This is a genomic window from Jeotgalibacillus salarius (genome assembly GCF_004405125.1).
Classification (GTDB): Bacteria; Bacillota; Bacilli; order Bacillales; family Jeotgalibacillaceae; genus Jeotgalibacillus; species Jeotgalibacillus salarius.
In genome coordinates this window covers 15340-33085 of the sequence record NZ_SORX01000004.1, presented here as the reverse complement: position 1 = coordinate 33085, position 17746 = coordinate 15340, and the positions used below count along the sequence as shown (strand labels likewise).

17 protein-coding genes are annotated in these 17746 nt (G+C 43.9%); 1 reads left to right on the top strand and 16 read right to left on the bottom strand.

Annotated features, from left to right (window positions below):
• Positions 1-173: 173 nt before the first annotated feature.
• From E2626_RS07685 to E2626_RS07655, 7 genes are all read right to left on the bottom strand, one after another.
• Positions 174-2192 carry a methyl-accepting chemotaxis protein gene (locus E2626_RS07685; protein WP_134381171.1) on the bottom strand — a complete coding sequence of 673 codons (2019 nt, stop codon included), beginning with the start codon at positions 2190-2192 and terminating at the stop codon, positions 174-176.
• Between the two features lie 444 nt (positions 2193-2636).
• Entirely contained in the window at positions 2637-2873 is a 237-nt protein-coding gene (rpsR, locus tag E2626_RS07680; protein ID WP_134381170.1) for a 30S ribosomal protein S18, read from the bottom strand.
• 45 nt (positions 2874-2918) lie between these two features.
• A complete protein-coding gene (gene ssb, locus E2626_RS07675) occupies positions 2919-3437 on the bottom strand; it encodes a single-stranded DNA-binding protein (RefSeq protein ID WP_134381169.1) in 519 nt (172 codons plus the stop codon).
• Between the two features lie 70 nt (positions 3438-3507).
• Entirely contained in the window at positions 3508-3798 is a 291-nt protein-coding gene (gene rpsF / locus E2626_RS07670) for a 30S ribosomal protein S6 (protein ID WP_134381168.1), read from the bottom strand.
• Between the two features lie 420 nt (positions 3799-4218).
• Positions 4219-5319, bottom strand: coding sequence for a redox-regulated ATPase YchF (gene ychF / locus E2626_RS07665; protein ID WP_134381167.1), 1101 nt, complete (start codon positions 5317-5319; stop codon positions 4219-4221).
• Positions 5320-5695: 376 nt separating this feature from the next.
• Complete coding sequence (locus E2626_RS07660) at positions 5696-5893, bottom strand: DUF951 domain-containing protein (protein ID WP_134381166.1); 198 nt, start codon at positions 5891-5893, stop codon at positions 5696-5698.
• Between the two features lie 29 nt (positions 5894-5922).
• A complete protein-coding gene (locus E2626_RS07655; protein ID WP_134381165.1) occupies positions 5923-6846 on the bottom strand; it encodes a mechanosensitive ion channel family protein in 924 nt (307 codons plus the stop codon).
• A 194-nt stretch (positions 6847-7040) separates the two neighbouring features.
• On the opposite strand from E2626_RS07655, the gene yyaC reads away from it, so the two are divergent.
• Positions 7041-7655 (top strand): spore protease YyaC, encoded by a 615-nt coding sequence (gene yyaC / locus E2626_RS07650; protein ID WP_134381164.1) that lies wholly within the window; start codon positions 7041-7043, stop codon positions 7653-7655.
• Here yyaC and E2626_RS07645 read toward each other — a convergent pair.
• The 9 genes from E2626_RS07645 to spoIIIJ all read right to left on the bottom strand — a co-directional run bounded on the left by E2626_RS07645 (position 7612) and on the right by spoIIIJ (position 17733).
• Positions 7612-8328: a DUF554 domain-containing protein gene (locus tag E2626_RS07645; RefSeq protein ID WP_134381163.1), complete on the bottom strand. Its 717-nt coding sequence runs from the start codon at positions 8326-8328 to the stop codon at positions 7612-7614. The genes yyaC and E2626_RS07645 overlap by 44 nt on opposite strands.
• Before the next feature lie 41 nt (positions 8329-8369).
• Positions 8370-9215, bottom strand: coding sequence for a ParB/RepB/Spo0J family partition protein (locus E2626_RS07640; RefSeq protein WP_134381162.1), 846 nt, complete (start codon positions 9213-9215; stop codon positions 8370-8372).
• Entirely contained in the window at positions 9208-9969 is a 762-nt protein-coding gene (locus E2626_RS07635) for a ParA family protein (protein WP_134381161.1), read from the bottom strand. Before E2626_RS07635 ends, E2626_RS07640 begins: the two co-directional genes overlap by 8 nt.
• A 450-nt stretch (positions 9970-10419) precedes the next feature.
• Positions 10420-11289: a nucleoid occlusion protein gene (gene noc, locus E2626_RS07630; protein ID WP_134381160.1), complete on the bottom strand. Its 870-nt coding sequence runs from the start codon at positions 11287-11289 to the stop codon at positions 10420-10422.
• A 36-nt stretch (positions 11290-11325) separates the two neighbouring features.
• Positions 11326-12042: a 16S rRNA (guanine(527)-N(7))-methyltransferase RsmG gene (gene rsmG / locus E2626_RS07625; RefSeq protein ID WP_134381159.1), complete on the bottom strand. Its 717-nt coding sequence runs from the start codon at positions 12040-12042 to the stop codon at positions 11326-11328.
• Between the two features lie 16 nt (positions 12043-12058).
• The gene (gene mnmG / locus E2626_RS07620) at positions 12059-13954 is read right to left on the bottom strand and encodes a tRNA uridine-5-carboxymethylaminomethyl(34) synthesis enzyme MnmG (protein WP_134381158.1); all 1896 of its coding nucleotides are present in this window, start codon (positions 13952-13954) and stop codon (positions 12059-12061) included.
• Positions 13955-14389: 435 nt separating this feature from the next.
• Positions 14390-15772, bottom strand: coding sequence for a tRNA uridine-5-carboxymethylaminomethyl(34) synthesis GTPase MnmE (gene mnmE / locus E2626_RS07615; protein ID WP_134381157.1), 1383 nt, complete (start codon positions 15770-15772; stop codon positions 14390-14392).
• A 560-nt stretch (positions 15773-16332) separates the two neighbouring features.
• The gene (gene jag, locus E2626_RS07610) at positions 16333-16953 is read right to left on the bottom strand and encodes an RNA-binding cell elongation regulator Jag/EloR (RefSeq protein ID WP_134381156.1); all 621 of its coding nucleotides are present in this window, start codon (positions 16951-16953) and stop codon (positions 16333-16335) included.
• Positions 16954-16968: 15 nt separating this feature from the next.
• Positions 16969-17733, bottom strand: coding sequence for a YidC family membrane integrase SpoIIIJ (gene spoIIIJ / locus E2626_RS07605; protein WP_279587259.1), 765 nt, complete (start codon positions 17731-17733; stop codon positions 16969-16971).
• Between the last annotated feature and the right edge of the window lie 13 nt (positions 17734-17746).

Genomic DNA, 17746 nt, shown 5'->3' with positions numbered 1-17746 from the left:
GGGACTCCGGGACGATTAGCGTGTCAACTAAGACCCCGCAGGCTTGCCGAGGAGGCTTTCGAATGGGACCAAAAAACGGTCCACGTCCGGAAAGCCTCCGCCTGAAACGGAAATGAACCGGTCGCTTTTAGTGATTTTCCCAGTGATCCCACAATGATCCGAAGGCTTTCCTGTTATGCTTCTTTATGCTCATCCAGCCGGAAGCGGTTCACTGCCTGCTGCAGATCATCGCTCAGCTCACTCAAGCGTTCTGCAGATTCAGTGACTGTCTGAATCGCTTTCACCTGTTCATCAGTTGAAGCTGACACCTGCTGGCATGATGCAGCTGTTTCTTCTGCCATAGCCGCCATTTCCTGAATCACACGCGCCACAGCTTCTTTACTCGTCGACACATCCTGAATTTCACGGTATACAGCGAGAATTGACGTTTCCATCGTGCCCATGAAATCAGATATCTGATCAAAAATTTCGTTCGTCTGTTCAACAACAACTGACTGATGATCGAAATTCTCTTTCGTGCGTCCCATTTCATTTACGGCACGCTTTGAGCTGTCCTGAATATCAGCAATCGTTTGTTTCACTTCATCAGTCGCCCTCACTGATTGCTCAGCAAGCTTTCTGACTTCATCTGCTACAACCGCAAAACCTTTACCATGCTCACCTGCACGCGCTGCCTCAATTGACGCATTAAGAGCTAACAGGTTGGTCTGGGATGAAATTTCAGTAATGGTTGCCATCACCGTTTCAATTGTCTGAACTTTGGTTTCAAGATCTGTAATGACAGATTCCATCGACTGGATAAAGCCGGTAGAAGATGTATGGTATTCTTTCAGCTGTTTCATCTGGCTCAATCCGCTGGCATTTACACTGCCCGCTTCACTTGCCACTTCTGACATTTGCTTGGACTGCTCTGAAATCGCATTAATTTTTTCTCCGAGGTTGTATGACTGTCGGTTTGCTTCATCCGCTTCCTCAGCTGATTGCGATGCACCATCTGCAATATCACTTACCGCACTGGCCACCTGCTCACTTGAAGCATTCGTTTCTTCCGCTACTGCGCTCAACCCTTCAGCTGAGCCACGAACTTCTTCAACAGACGTTTTCACCGTTGTCAAAATTTCATTCATATGATCAACCATCATGTTAAATTGAGTCGCAAGTTCACCAATCTCATCGTTAGATTTTACATTCGCACGTGTACTCAGATCACCGTTTGCAACCTCGCGCACGGATTCACTCAGCTTCACAATCGGCTTTGAAAATCTGCTGGCTACAATTGACATGATTACCCCTGCAATAATCAGTGTTACAACACCAATAATCATCAGTAACACTAAAATAGAAAGTGATTCAGCCGCAATATCCGACTGGTCGAATGCCACACCGATCTTCCAGTTCGTATTACTTGCCGTTGAGTATACCATCAGTTTATCTGCACCATCATAGGTATAATCGATACGTCCGCTTTCCTGCTCCTGGGCAAAGAGGTCCTGAATAAATTCGAGGTCCATCAGACTTTCACTTTGGAGTGTCGGGTGAACAATCGCAACACCTTCACTTGAAAGCACAAACGGATAACCATTATAGCCGATTTGTGTTTCTCCAAGCTTTGTTGTTAAATCTCCAAGTTTCACATCTACACCAACGACACCAACCAGTTGTGTACCGCTTTGCATTGCTTTAGCGGCCGTAATTACATATTCACCAGTCGCCTCATCAATATAGGGCTCACTCCATATTACAGCATCCGGTTCTGCAGCAGCCTGCTGATACCAGTCACGTGTAGTCGCGTCAAAATCTGCCGGAAGATCCACATTTGGAGATATTAGCAAAGATCCATTATCAGCTGCCACATAAATTGAGGAAGGATCTGCATAGATTGTTAAATATTCTTCTAATAATTGTTCAAGCTCATTGGTACTCGCAGCATCTCCGTCTTCAAGTGCTGATTCTGCATATTGAATAGCAGTTGTCGTAGAAGCCACCTGTTCAATGCTTCGTCCATACTGATCAAGAAACGTTTCAGTTGAATTTTCTAGCTCTCCGGCAATGCCTTCTGCCTGCTGGAGTACATTTTCCTGTGTGCGGTCATGAAGCTGCCAGCCAGTGAGACTGAGCAGTACTGCAAACGCTGTAATTAATACCAGCGATGTTGTCATAATTAGTTTCGTTTTAATTGATTTTAGTTTCACCCTGTTCACCTCATACGATTGAATTCAAGTCCAGATTTAAACACTAAGCCAGACCTATATATATAGATCGGATGATATGTGAAAATGTTGAGGGGCTATTACAAATAGTTTAGTTCGTACGTCACGATGTAACGATATAATTTTCAGATCAATGGATTTATTTAGGTTAAAAGTCATGGTATTTTGATGATTGAGGGTGGCTGATACATGATTCTTTCCAAGATGACAGCTAAAGTGTGGGAATTAAAGTCTGATCTGTATTGAGGGATAAACAGAACGAAATGATGGAAGCATATTTATATAAGACATATAAGACAACACTAATGGAATTCAAAGCGAAAATGAAGGACTCGTCATCATACTTGAAGGAATTCCATCACCGCTATTTACCTCATGGTCATAAAAAAAGCTGTCTGACCAAAAGGCCGACAGCTTTACGCTCTATTATTCGCCAGAAACGAATGGTAGTAGCGCCATTGTACGTGCGCGCTTAACTGCAACTGTCAGTCTGCGCTGATACTTAGCGCTTGTTCCAGTTACACGACGTGGAAGAATTTTTCCACGCTCTGAGATAAACTTTCTTAGTAGGTCAACGTCTTTATAATCGATGTGTGTAATACCGTTTGAAGTAAAGTAACACACCTTTTTACGACGCTTACCGCCTCTGCGTCCTCCTGCCATGGGATTCCCCTCCTTCTTGTTTAAATTTTTATAGTGCTACACTTTTTAGAATGGCAGATCATCATCTGAAATGTCGATCGGCTGACCGTCATTTGAGAATGGGTCCTTGTCCACTCTTGTGTAGTTCTGATTGTTCTGGTTGCCTTGATTACTTTGGTTTTCACGCGGTTGATTCTGACCGAAGTTATTATTGTCCTGATACCCTTGATTGCTTCCGCCGCCGGACTGGCCGCCGCCTGAAGCGTTCTTCGGCTCCAGGAATTGAACACTTTCTGCATTCACTTCAGTGACATACACGCGTTTGCCTTCCTGGTTCTCATAGCTTCGCGTCTGAATGCGTCCATCAACGCCTGCAAGGCTTCCTTTTTTAAGGAAGTTTGCTACGTTTTCAGCTGGACGTCTCCAGACAACGCAGTTAATAAAATCCGCTTCACGGTCTCCCTGCTGGTTCGTGAAAGCACGATTGACAGCGAGTGTGAATGTTGCAACTGCTACACCGCTTGGCGTATAGCGCAAGTCCGGATCCTTCGTTAATCGACCGACTAATACGACTCGATTCATCATCAGAACCAACTCCTTTATTTTTGCGAGAGCTGGTATGGACCGGCTCTTGCAAGGAACTATATTTTAGAGATTAGTTATCTTCTTCGCGAATCGTCATGTGGCGAACGATATCATCGCTGATCTTAGCCAGACGGTCGAATTCGTTGATAGCTTCAGAACCTGAGCTCAACTTAACGATCTGGTAAAATCCTTCACGGTACTCGTTGATTTCAAAAGCAAATCTACGCTTACCCCACTCTTTTGACTCGATGATTTCCGCTCCATTTGAAGTAAGGATTTCTGCGAAACGCTCATTTACAGCTTTCTTTTGATCCTCATCAACGTCCGGACGGACAATGTACATAATTTCGTACTTTCTCATCGGTTTTCACCTCCTTATGGTCTATGCGGTCTCCTGCTGTCAGGAAACAAGGAGTAATAAATGAATTCTATTACTCACAAGGATACATTATAGCACATCAAAATCTATTGGACAAGAGTAACAATGTGATTTAGAGATTCCTGTTCTTCCCCAAACAGAAATAGAACATTTGTTCTTATTTATTGTAATGGATTGAGGGGGCGTTGTCCAGCTGGAGGTGAGAGGTATTTGTTCTTAGAAACATGTGGTGTGGCTGGTTCGGAGAAAAAAGCTGTTGGTTCAGAGAATAGAGGGAGTGGTCCCAAGAAAATCAGGGCATGTTCAAAGAAAAACATCAGTCGTTCGCAGAATCATGTCATTTGACCTATTCAGAAACCAAAGTAAAACCTCCGGAATTTCTCCCGGAGGCTGTAACATTTCTTATACGTTAAAACGGAAGTGAATGACATCTCCGTCTTTTACAATATACTCTTTACCTTCAAGGCGTACTTTACCGGCTTCTTTCGCTGGTGACATACCGCCCGACTTGATAAGATCGTCATAAGAAACGGTTTCTGCACGAATGAACCCGCGTTCGAAATCAGTGTGAATGACGCCGGCACACTGAGGTGCTTTCATACCGTGACGGAATGTCCATGCGCGGACTTCCTGAACGCCAGCTGTAAAGTAAGTAGCAAGGCCAAGCAGATCATATGTTGCACGGATCAGCTGGTCAAGGCCTGATTCTTCAATGTTAAGCTCAGAAAGGAACATGGCTTTTTCATCTTCATCAAGCTCAGCAATTTCTTCTTCAATTTTCGCACAGACAACGATCACTTCTGCATTATCTTCTTTTGCGAATTCACGAACGCGCTGTACGTATTCGTTATCTGAAGGGTCTGCGATTTCATCTTCACTTACGTTTGCTGCATAAAGCATCGGCTTACCTGTTAAAAGGTGGAGACCTTTTGCAATTTTAGCCTGTTCTTCATTCAGTTCAACCGTTCGTGCAGCCTGATTATTTTCAAGCGCTTCCTTGATTTTTTCAAGTACGGTCATTTCGATGACTGCTTCTTTGTCTTTCTGCTTCGCCATTTTAGTCACGCGGCCAATACGCTTATCGATTGCTTCAAGATCAGCCAGAATCAGTTCAAGGTTGATGACTTCGATATCATCAATCGGATCCACTTTTCCTGAAACGTGTGTGATATTGTCGTCTGCAAAGCAGCGCACAACCTGAACAATCGCATCTACTTCACGGATATGTGAAAGGAATTTATTTCCGAGACCTTCACCTTTACTTGCGCCTTTTACAATGCCGGCGATATCAGTAAATTCGAAAGCAGTCGGAACAGTTTTCTTCGGTTGAACAAGCTCAGTCAGCTTGTTCAAACGGTGATCCGGCACTTCAACGATTCCGACGTTCGGGTCAATCGTACAGAACGGATAGTTTGCAGATTCAGCACCTGCTTTTGTAATTGCATTAAATAAAGTAGACTTCCCAACGTTTGGCAAACCTACAATTCCAGCTGTTAAAGCCATTTCGTTCACTCCTTGAATCTTCTATTAGAAACATATTCATGTGACGTGTCATATTCAAACCTCACACAATTATATAGAGTTACGATTATAAATACAAGAGTATGAGCGTGTAGTGTGACAGGCGATGCGACCTGAGTTTGTCCGAATATGACCCGCAACCAGGTTTAAACGACCTGAAAATAATGGAATATGATCCGAAATCTCAGCCCAGACACGGATATGACCTTAAATCCCAAAATTGTGAACCGAAATCAATTACAATCTGACCTGGGATTTCCCGGATATGACCGTAAATTCTCCTTAGCCGGTAGGCTCAAAAAAAACCGCATAAGATCATTCATGATCCTATACGGCCTTCTCCATTTATTAAAACTGCTTATTCTTCATGCCTCACAAGTACTTTCTTCATTTTACGGGAAAATTCCTTGCGGGGAATCATGACGCTGTGAGAACAGCCTTCACATTTAATTCTGATATCCATACCCATCCGGATCACCTTCCACTGGTTCACTCCGCACGGATGGGGTTTTTTCATTTCGACGACGTCATTCAGACCAAATTCTTTCTCTTCCAAACAGAACGCCTCCTCTTCCTTTGACACTTTTATTTTTGTCCGTCCTGCTCTCCGACGGCTTCTTCTCTCGAATACATTACCATACGAGGGAACGGAATTTCGATACCAAGTGTATCAAGATGTTGTTTTATTTCACGGCGAAGCTCCCTGGCAATATACCAGTGCTTCATCGGCTGAGTCTCAGCAATGATTCTCATCACGACATCTGAGGCACCCAGGGTCTGAATTCCGAGTAATTCAGGCTTCATTAGAATCTCTTCGTATTTTCCTTCCAATGAATCGCAGAACTCTCGCAGCGCCTGTTCAGCCTTCTCAACGTCTTCTTCGTAAGCAATACTGATATCCACGACAGCTACACTGTTATGGATCGAGTAATTCGTTACCTCTGTAATGATTCCATTAGGAAAAATATGAAGTTCCCCGGTCCAGCTCTTAATTTTCGTCGTGCGAAGACCAATCTCTTCAACGTGTCCTTCTGCCTGACCGATTCTCACGTAGTCTCCTACTGAAAACTGGTCTTCAAAAATAATAAAGAATCCGGTAATAATATCCCGCACAAGGTTCTGTGCACCGAAACCAACTGCAAGACCAATGATACCAGCACCTGCAATCAACCCACGCACATCGATTTCAAATGCAGAGAGTACTGCTAAAACAGCTATAAAGTAAACGACATAGGAAACAACATTCTGCAGCAGCTTAAGCAGCGTATTTTCTCGTCGGGCCGATACCTGTACAGGTCCACGGGCACGCACCTTAAAAACATTTACAATTACTTTTTTTACGACCCGGACCACAATTCCTGCAATCACGATGATCAGAATAATTTTTATCGCAGTCAATCCAAATGAAATCCAGACTGCTTCATCTGTGAGATAAGCAATGATAGACTCCCATGCACGTGCAAAAGCGCCAATATCCACCGCTTCTTCTATAGGTGTATCGTTTTCCATACAGATCACTTCCTGTTTTCTTTAAAAAATCATATCAAGCTATTCTTTATTTTATCAGCGTTCAATTTTTTCTCCAAATTATAAGAAGAAAAACATTTTGTTCTTTAAAAAGAACAAAATGTATTATATAATGAATTAACAGAATAAAAAATAGTGCTTTGCCCATACTGTAGAAGTGAGAGGAGCTGGCTATCATGAACGAAGCGATACCACCAAGTCAATACACACATACAAGCTGCCGCAGTCATTTAGAGGACCACATGACCCCGCATAGACTTGCACGTACACTGGCTTCAAAATATCCCGTTGACCGCCCGATTGTCTATGTATGTATAGGAACTGACCGTTCAACCGGTGATTCACTCGGTCCACTGACCGGATCACTGCTTGAAAAGAGAAAACTTCCATTTTTCGAACTGCATGGGACATTAAAAGATCCTGTTCACGCACTGAATCTGGCAGAAACTGCTGAAAAAATCCGTATGGAATATGAAGATGCATTTGTAGTAGCGATTGATGCGTGTCTCGGTCAATTCCGCAATATCGGTTACATTGAAGTCGGGGAAGGACCGATTTTCCCTGGTGCAGGGGTTCAAAAACAGCTGCCGCCAGTCGGCGATATGCATATTACCGGGATTGTGAACGCCGGCGGATTCATGGAGCATGCGATGCTGCAAAATACACGCCTTTACCTGGTAAATGAAATGGCCTCAAAAATTACTGATGCGATCCATTTTTCCAATATTCTTTTCCGTAAAAAATTAGCTACATCCCATACGCTTCATATAGGTGAACAATTGTCACAATAGCCGCGACGATCATAATTCCCGGGAGCAGGTTGGCCACTCGGATTTTCGTGATTCCAATCAGATTTAATCCGATCGCAAAAATCATGATGCCGCCTGCTGATGTCATTTCAGCAATGAATTGATCCATCAGCACTTCAGGTACAAACTTATCAATCTGAGTCGCAAAAAGTGCGATACCTCCCTGATAAAGCACGACCGGAATCGCAGAAAACAACACGCCCACGCCAAGTGTTGACGTTAAAATAATCGATACAAAACCATCAATAATAGATTTTGTAAACAGCACCTGGTGATCACCGCGCAGCCCTGAGTCCAGCGCACCGATCACACCCATTGCGCCAATGACAAAAATGAGAGTTGCGGTAACAAATCCCTGTGAAATGCTCGTTTCCCCTTTTGACCCGACTTTTCTTTCGATCCATCTGCCCATCGCATTTAACTTGTCATCAAGCCCCATCCATTCACCGATGACCGCTCCAAGCACAAGACTGATGATGACAACCAGGTAGTTGTTGCTTGAAAGCCCCATTTGCAGCCCAAGAACGACAACTGCCAGGCCAATCGCGGACATGACCGTTGCTTTCATCCGCTCCGGTATTCTGTGAAGCAGTTTTCCGATCAGTGTACCGAGGATAATTAACAGTCCATTTACAAGCGTCCCCAACAATACCAAATTCAACCCTCATTTCTTCTCTCTATCTATTAGCAGGTAATTCACTCAGCGCTTTCATCACCCAGCAGTGTCAAAATTCGCTGAAGATCGTCTTCAGACATGAATTCAATTTCAATTTTGCCTTTATTTTTACTTTTTTTTATCGCTACGCTCGTCCCAAAACGTTCTCTCAAAACCGTTTCCTGCTGTTTTAAATGCGGATCGAGTTTCGTTTTCGGCTTTTCTTTGCGCGTATTTCCGACCTCCTGAATGATTTTCTCAAGCTGGCGTACATTCAGACCTTCTTTCACAACTTTTTCTGCAAGCTGATCTGCTGCTTCAGGATCCTTTAATCCTGCAAGGGCACGGCCATGGCCCATTGATAGTTTTCTTTGGGACATCTTCTTTTGAATGCCGTCAGAAAGCTGTAGAAGTCGTAAGTGATTGGCAATATGCGGTCTGCTTTTCCCCACTTTTTTAGCAAGCTCCTCCTGCGAAATCTGCAGTTTATTCATCAGCGTTTCATAGGCTTTCGCTTCTTCAACAGGCGTTAAATCTTCTCTTTGTAAATTTTCAAGCACTGAAAGCTCCATCATCTGACGGTCATTTAAATCACGCACAACTGCCGGGACGTGTGCCATATCAGCTGCTTTAGCTGCTCTGAAACGGCGTTCTCCGGCTACAATTTCAAATCCTTTCAAACTTTTACGCACAATGATCGGCTGCAAAATTCCATGCTCTTTTACAGAATGCGTCAGCTCCTCAAGCGGGGTTTCTTCAAATATCTTTCTCGGTTGATAAGGGTTCGGTCTGATATCTTTCACAGACAGCTGCTGAACATGCTCATCATGAATAGAAGACATATCTTTAAAAAGATTACTTACACCTTTACCTAAACCTTTAGCCATTTTTAATCACTTCCTTTGCTAATTCGAGGTATACCTCGGCACCCTTTGACTTTGGATCATATAAAATGACAGGCAGCCCGTGACTTGGTGCTTCGCTTAATCTTACATTTCTTGGGATGATTGTACGATACACTTTATCCTGGAAATACTTTTTCACTTCTCCGATGACCTGAATACCAAGGTTTGTCCTGGCATCAAGCATCGTTAGTAACACACCGTCAATGAGCAGGTGATGATTCAGGTGTTTTTGCACAAGCCGTACTGTATTTAACAGCTGGCTCAGTCCTTCAAGCGCATAGTATTCACACTGTACGGGAATGATGCAGGCATCTGACGCAGTCAGTGCGTTGATGGTTAACATTCCTAAAGATGGCGGACAGTCAATAATAATATAATCAAACTGCTGCTGAACGTTTTCAAGCGCTGTTTTCAATCTTATTTCCCGGGAAACCATCGAGACAAGTTCAATTTCCGCGCCCGCAAGAGAAATCGTAGCAGGAATGGCATACAGATTTTCAACAGACGTACCCCTGATGACGCTGTGAGCAGCAATATCTTCAATCAATACTTCATAAATGCTCTCATCTACATCCCCTTTGTTGATGCCGACACCGCTTGTCGCATTCCCCTGCGGATCCACATCAACGAGTAAAACCTTTTTTCCCAAATAAGCAAGACATGCACTGACATTAACAGCCGTCGTGGTTTTGCCCACACCGCCTTTTTGATTCGCAATCGCAATCATTCGCCCCATTTGTGTCACCCGTCCCCTTTTTGTGAATGCTTCGGTCTATGAAAATATTAAGTTTATTTTAACAGAGATTGTCTGGAAAAGTAGAGTGGTTGTTTTTTGTGAGGATTTGGTGCGGAAATCAGAGATAGCGACAAGTTAAGGACGGCTGGCTACATGCTTGGGTGGAATCACAACAAGCTGCAGGGTGGATCGCTACAAGTTGAAGATTAATCGCTACCACTTCCCCCGGAACAGCGACAACTCCGCTCAAACGGCACTGTATGCACTTAGGAAACCTGCCTTTAAGTTTCTGGATAGCATCCAACAGGGTGTGGGCGACATCGCTGCTGGTTTAGCGGGACCGGGTTCAGGCATGTGACGGCCAGGTTTTGTGTTACAACCGTCGAGCCGCACAACCGCAACACCCACAAAACAAAAAAAGCCCACACATAGGCGGGCTTCTCTATCAATCTACTTCTTCTTTTTAGGCAGCTTGATCGTAATCTGATAGTAATCATCATACTCTTCTTCTTTAGAATCCAGCTTCATACCGGAGTCAGAGATCATACTAAGCGACTGGCGGATCGTATTGACGGCAATCCGCACATCTTTGTTAAATGCCTTACGCTTCGGTTTTGGCTTATTCTCTGATTTCTCAAGTAATTTCTGAACGCGCTGCTCAGTCTGTTTCACGTTCAGGTGCTGTTCGATGATTTCTTCTGCTACTTTATGCTGAAGCTCAGCATCTTTTAAAGGAATCAGTGCACGTGCATGACGCTCCGTCATCTTTTTTTGAATAATGCTTTCCTGAACAAATTCAGGCAGCTTTAAAAGACGCAGCTTGTTTGCGACTGTTGACTGACCTTTTCCAAGGCGCTGTGCCAGGGCTTCTTGTGTCAATTCATGAAGATCCAGGAGCCTTTGGTAAGCCATCGCTTCTTCCACGGGAGAAAGTTCTTCGCGCTGAAGGTTTTCAATTAAAGCAACAGATGCTGTCTCCGTATCACTCATATTCTTCACGATAGCGGGAACGGTTTTCCATTCGAGCGATTTCATCGCCCGCCATCTGCGTTCACCGGCAATAATTTCATAAGATCCGTCATCGCTTTCGCGAACAACGATCGGCTGAATGATGCCGTGTGTATGAATGGTTCGTGCCAGCTCATCTATTTTTTCATCATCAAAAATCGTTCTCGGCTGAAAACGGTTCGGTTTAATCTGATGAATGTCGATTTGTTTCACTTCTTCTTGGTTCACTTCTTCTTTTTCTTCCGTGGTTTCAGGAGAAACAGGCTCGTCCTTATCACCAAGGCCAAAGATCCGAGAAAACGGAGTCTTCATCAAGACACACCACCCTTTATGAAAAACTATACGCCATTATGAAAGCGGAGATTTATTCGGTGTTCCCGGCTTTCTTGGATATTTCTTCGGTGTTGATTTTGCTTTTTCCACCACAATTACGGATCTCTCACTTTCTTCTTCAGGAAGTGTGAAAGAATGAACGGCTGTTTCTTTTCCGCCGAGCATCGTAATCGCTTTTTTCCCCTGGGAAAGTTCTTCAGCAGCGCCTGCACCTTTCATAGCTGCAAAGCGTCCGCCCATTTTCACAAGGGGCATACACAGCTCCGATAGGACAGATAATCTCGCAACTGCTCTTGCTGTAACCAGATCATACTGTTCACGATGTTGAGGATTCTGCCCGAACGTCTCTGCGCGGTCATGGAAAAAGTGGACATTTTCAAGCTTCAGCTCATCAGCTAAATGATTCAAAAACGTAATCCGTTTATTTAACGAATCAACGATTGAAACTTTTAGATGCGGAAAACAGATTTTCAGGGGAATACTCGGAAAACCTGCACCCGCTCCAACATCACAAATGCTCATCGGCTGTGAGAAATCAATGTAAAATGCAGCTGTGATTGAGTCGTAAAAATGCTTTAAATAAACTTCTTCACGATCAGTGATGGCTGTCAGATTCATTTTTTCGTTCCATTCAACAAGTATTTCATGATATTTGCTGAACTGCTGAAGCTGAGTGTCGCTTAACGTGATGCCATTTGCTTTTAGCTGTTCATAAAACTGCTGTTCTGTCATATTGTTCTCCTTTAGATCATTCGCCGGATACTTTTGCAATTTTTCCTTGTTCAATATAGACAAGTAGAATTGAGATATCAGCCGGATTTACTCCGGAGATGCGTGATGCCTGGGCAATTGACAGCGGCTGAACTTCACGCAGCTTCTGTCTTGCTTCTGAAGCGAGCCCTGAGATCGCATCATAATCAATGCCTTCTGGAATTTTCTTATTCTCCATCCTCTTCAGCTTATCAACCTGCTGAAGGGATTTTTCGATATAACCTTCATATTTCACCTGAATCTCGACCTGTTCCTCTACATCAGCAGGAAGCTCAGTCTCTGCAGGTGAAAGTGCTCTAATATGATTGTACGTGATTTCCGGTCTTCTTAAAAGGTCTGTTCCGCGAATTCCGTCCTTCAGGATCGAACTGCCGGCTTCTTCAAGCAGTGTTTGCGTCGTTTCATTCGGCTTAATAATTATTTGCTGCAGGCGCTCAATTTCCGCTTCAATCAATGCTTTCTTTTTATTAAAACGGCTGTAACGCTCTTCAGAAATCAGACCAATTTCGTGCCCGACATCAGTCAGTCGAAGATCTGCATTATCGTGACGCAGAAGCAGGCGGTATTCAGCACGGGACGTCAACAGACGATACGGCTCATTGGTACCTTTTGTGACAAGATCGTCGATCAGTACGCCAATGTATGCATCTGAACGACTCAGGATGACTTCTTCTTTATCAAATGCTCTGCGTGCTGCATTAATACCAGCCATCAGCCCCTGACCGGCTGCTTCTTCATAGCCTGATGTACCGTTGATCTGACCGGCAGTATACAGGTTACGGATTTTTTTCGTTTCAAGCGTTGGCCACAGCTGAGTCGGTACCATCGCATCGTATTCAATTGCGTAACCGGAACGCATCATCTGCGCATTTTCAAGTCCCGGAATTGTCGCCAGAATCTGCTGCTGGACATCTTCAGGCAGACTAGTTGAAAGTCCCTGTACATAGACTTCCTTCGTATTGCGGCCCTCCGGCTCAAGGAAAATCTGATGTCGCGGCTTATCGTTAAAGCGCACTACTTTATCTTCTATTGAAGGACAGTATCGTGGACCTGTACCTTTTATCATACCTGAGTACATCGCTGAACGGTGTAAATTATCATCAATAATCTGATGTGTTTCAGCGTTTGTATAGGTCAGCCAGCAAGGCAGCTGATCTGTAATAAATTCAGTTGTTTCATAACTGAAAGCGCGTGGTGTTTCATCACCAGGCTGAATCTCAGTTTTTGTATAATCAATCGTTGAGCTGTTCACACGCGGCGGTGTTCCGGTTTTAAAACGGACAACGTCAAAGCCAAGCGCTCTCATGTGATCTGCAAGTCCGATCGACGGCTGCTGATTATTCGGTCCACTTGAATACTTCAAGTCGCCAATAATGACTTCACCACGCAGAAATGTACCTGCCGTGATAATCGTTGTTTTTGCACGGAATGTTGCGCCCGTATTCGTCACAACACCGTGACACTCGCCGTCTTTTATAATCAACTCTTCAACCATTCCCTGAAGAAGCGTCATATCCGGCTCATTTTCAATCGTTTCTTTCATCATTTGCTGATACAAAACCTTATCAGCCTGTGCACGAAGCGCTCTCACTGCAGGTCCTTTTCCTGTATTCAGCATACGCATCTGAATATGCGTCTTATCAATTGTACGTCCCATCTGACCGCCAAGTGCGTCAATTTCACGCACCACAATTCCTTTAGCCGGACCACCGACTGAAGGGTTACATGGCATGAATGCGACCATATCCAGATTAATTGTTAACATTAGTGTTTTTGCACCCATACGCGCAGAAGCAAGACCCGCTTCCACACCCGCATGACCGGCACCAATAACGATGACATCATAATTTCCTGCTTCAAATTTTTTCACCATAATGATGAAATTCCTCCTTTTTAGCTGAACCAGTGCCGCTGATTTCCGCTTCAGGCGGAGGCTTTCCGGGTGTGGACCGTTTTTTTGATCCTATCCATGCCTCCTCACCTGCGGTTGCGGGGTCTCAGCTGTCACGCTTTTCGCGCCGGAGTCCCCGCCTTACGCTCCAATCAGCTAAGTGCATTTAAATAAATTGCCTATTTCATACTGGTCCAAGTAAATATATTTTTAAATAAACCACCCTTTGAAAGTTGGGTCAGTTTTTTATCAATTGACTGGTTAGAAGAAAAATTCGCGCTACCCGCAGTGGAAGGCGGTGACTCCAGCAGGAGAAGTCGGACAGGTGAGACCCCGCAGGCGAAGCCGAGGAGGCTCACCGCCGACCCTGCGGAAAGCGTCCGCCTGAAACGAAGGGTAGCAGTTATTATAGTTATCTTATTTCCCTAGGCAGAATTGCGAGAATAGCTGGTCGATGAGGCTTTCCTGAACGGTATCTCCGATCATTTCACCTAAGATCTCCCACGTGCGTCGGAGGTCGATCTGGACCATATCAACTGGTGTACCCATTTCAGCACCCTCAATCGCTTCTTCAATTGCCTGAAGCGCCTGATGCAGAAGCGCAATGTGACGGCTGTTCGATACATACGTACCGTCCCCAAGATCGACTGAACCGTCAAAGAATAATGACGCAATTGACTCTTCAAGCTCGTCTACTCCCTGTTCTTTTAAAAGAGAGGTCGTGACAAGTTTGTGATCTCCGGAAAGCTGCTTTGCTTCATTTAAATCAATCACCTGATCTAAATCCGTTTTATTGACAATCACAATGACATCCATGCCACTGACTGCTTCGAACAGTCTGCGGTCTTCATCAGACAGCTCTTCACCGTGATTCAGAACAAGTAAAATGAGATCCGCTTCCTTTAATACCTGACGCGATCGCTCAACGCCGATCCGCTCCACAATATCTTCCGTTTCGCGGATACCAGCCGTATCAACAAGCTTGAGTGGTACGCCTCTGACATTGACATACTCTTCAATGACATCACGCGTCGTTCCAGGAACATCTGTGACAATCGCTTTATTTTCCTGCACGAGACTATTTAATAAGGAAGATTTTCCGACATTCGGTCTGCCGATAATCACGGTTGAGAGGCCTTCACGCAGAATTTTCCCCTGTTCCGATGTTTTCAGCAGCTTTTCAACCTCATCACGCACATATCGTGATTTTTCCATCATCATATTCAATGTCATTTCTTCCACATCATCATATTCAGGATAATCAATGTTCACTTCCACCTGCGCCAAAATCTCCAAAATCTCCTGACGCAGTGACTGCACCAGGCGTGATAATCTTCCCTGCATCTGATTCATTGCGACATTCATCGCACGGTCCGTTTTTGCACGGATCAGATCCATCACTGCTTCGGCCTGCGACAAATCAATACGCCCATTTAAAAACGCACGCTTTGTAAATTCACCAGGCTCAGCAAGTCTTGCACCTTCACGCAGTAAAAGCTGAAGTACGCGATTCACACTGACAACACCGCCGTGACAGTTGATTTCCACCACATCTTCACGGGTAAATGTTTTAGGACCTTTCATAACAGAAACCATCACTTCTTCGATGGTTTCGTCTGTTTTAGGGTCCACTATATGACCGTAGTGAATCGTGTGTGATGGGACAGACTGCAGCTGCTTCCCGCCACTTTTATATACACGGTCAGCAATCGTGAAAGCATCATCACCACTCAACCTTACTATTGCGATCGCGCCTTCACCCATTGGTGTAGAAATTGCTGCAATCGTGTCAAACTCCATTTCGTGTCACCTCATTTTTCTTTCTATATACATTAAGAAGGGCCTTCCACACAGAAGGCCTCCATTATTTCGCTCTCTAAATCATTAGAATACCACACTTTTCCCATTTTAAAAAGGAAATCAGTTGGCATTATCCACAAGGTATGGTAAAGGAATACGTTATTCACATGTGGATAATTCGATTTTATTTTTGTAATCGTTTTGCTGCGCTTCAGGCGGACGCTGCACTAAGAATGCAGTGATTAAACCTTGTTTTACAATTCGTTGTATATTAGAAAGAGGTTAGTTAAACTAAATTATTTAGATTAAATATATTAACTTTATGGAATATATTTAAAATTAATATATAAATAATTTACATTAATATTTGAATTTACTCATTAAATTTCCTGCATTTGATGATTGGAGTGGAAGGCGGCGACTCCAGCGCGAAAAGCGTAACAGCTGAGCCCCCCAAGAGCTTAAGCTTGAGGCGGCTCAGCCCCCGGCCGTGGAAATCATCTGCCACCATAAACAATCTTCATTAAAAAAATCAGCTGCCATAAAGACAGCTGATTTTTTTAATATTTAGCAGTGATTACCAAGTAGCGGTGGGGCTCTCGTCCTTCTGAATGAGTTTCAATATCACGTCTTGATGTCAATGCACTGTGAATGATTTTTCGTTCAAAAGACGGCATAGGCTCAAGCTTCACCGGACGTCTTGTCCGAAGTGCCTGTTCTGCTTTACGTTCAGCCAGCTGACCGAGTGTTACACGTCTTCTTTCACGATAATCTTCTGCGTCTAACACAATTGTTACAAATTGTTCGGTATAGCGGTTTGCAATAAGCTGGGTAAGGGTCTGAAGCGCGTTAAGCGTTTGACCCCGTTTGCCAATCAATAGAGCAACTTTTTCACTTTCAAGCAATATTGTCACAATTTTTCCTTCACGCTGGGTAGAGGTTGTCAGTTCAACGCCCATTTGTCGGGCTATGTCCTTCAAGTAGCGATCTACTTCTTCAATCGCATCTTTTTTCCGGATGACCTGAACCTTTGCTGGGCGTGAACCAATCCCCAAAAAACCTTTCTTTCCTTCGTCAAGAACTGAAATTTCAGCCCGTTCTTCAGAAATTCCCAGTTTCACAAGCGCTTCAGATACAGCCTCTTTTACAGTAGCACCAGTCAGTGTGATTTCCTCATTCACATACAGCCCCTCCTATCAAGTTGAGCTTTCAGCCTGCTTTTTCTTAAATGAACCATTAATAAGTAATGTCTGAAGAATCATAAAGATGTTACCGACTACCCAATAAAGAGACAGAGCAGTTGGGAAAATGAAAGCAAATACTGCGATCATTACCGGCATCAGATATAGCATCATCTGCATTTGCGGGTTCATACCTGCGGGATTGCCAGCCATCATAATTTTTTGCTGAAGGAAGGTCGTTAAACCAGTAACAATCGGCAAAATAAAGAATGGATCCGGTTCACCAAGGTCGAACCACAGGAAATTATGGTTTGCAATTTCTGTCGTTCTTACAATTGCATGATAGAACGCAATCAGAATTGGCATTTGAATCAACAATGGGAAACAGCCGGCAAGCGGGTTTACACCGTGCTTTTGGAACATCGCCATTGTTTCCTGCTGAAGCTTTTGCTGTGTTTGAGAATCTTTAGAAGAATACTCTTCACGTAATTTCTTCATTTCAGGCTGTATTTCCTGCATACGCTTCGTATTTTTTGTCTGCTTAATCATAAGCGGCAGCAATACAAAACGAATAATTAATGTAACAAGTACAATCCCGAGACCATAGTTTTCATTAAAAAATTCAGCAATTTGTGTAATCAGCCAAGATAGCGGGTACACAAAATAACTATTCCAAATCCCTTCACTGTCTGATGTGATCGGCTGATCAATTTCCGTACAACCTGCCAGGAAAACAGCTACGACCGCAAACATCATAAAGGGAAAGAGCTTCTTCTTCACGAATATGTTCCTC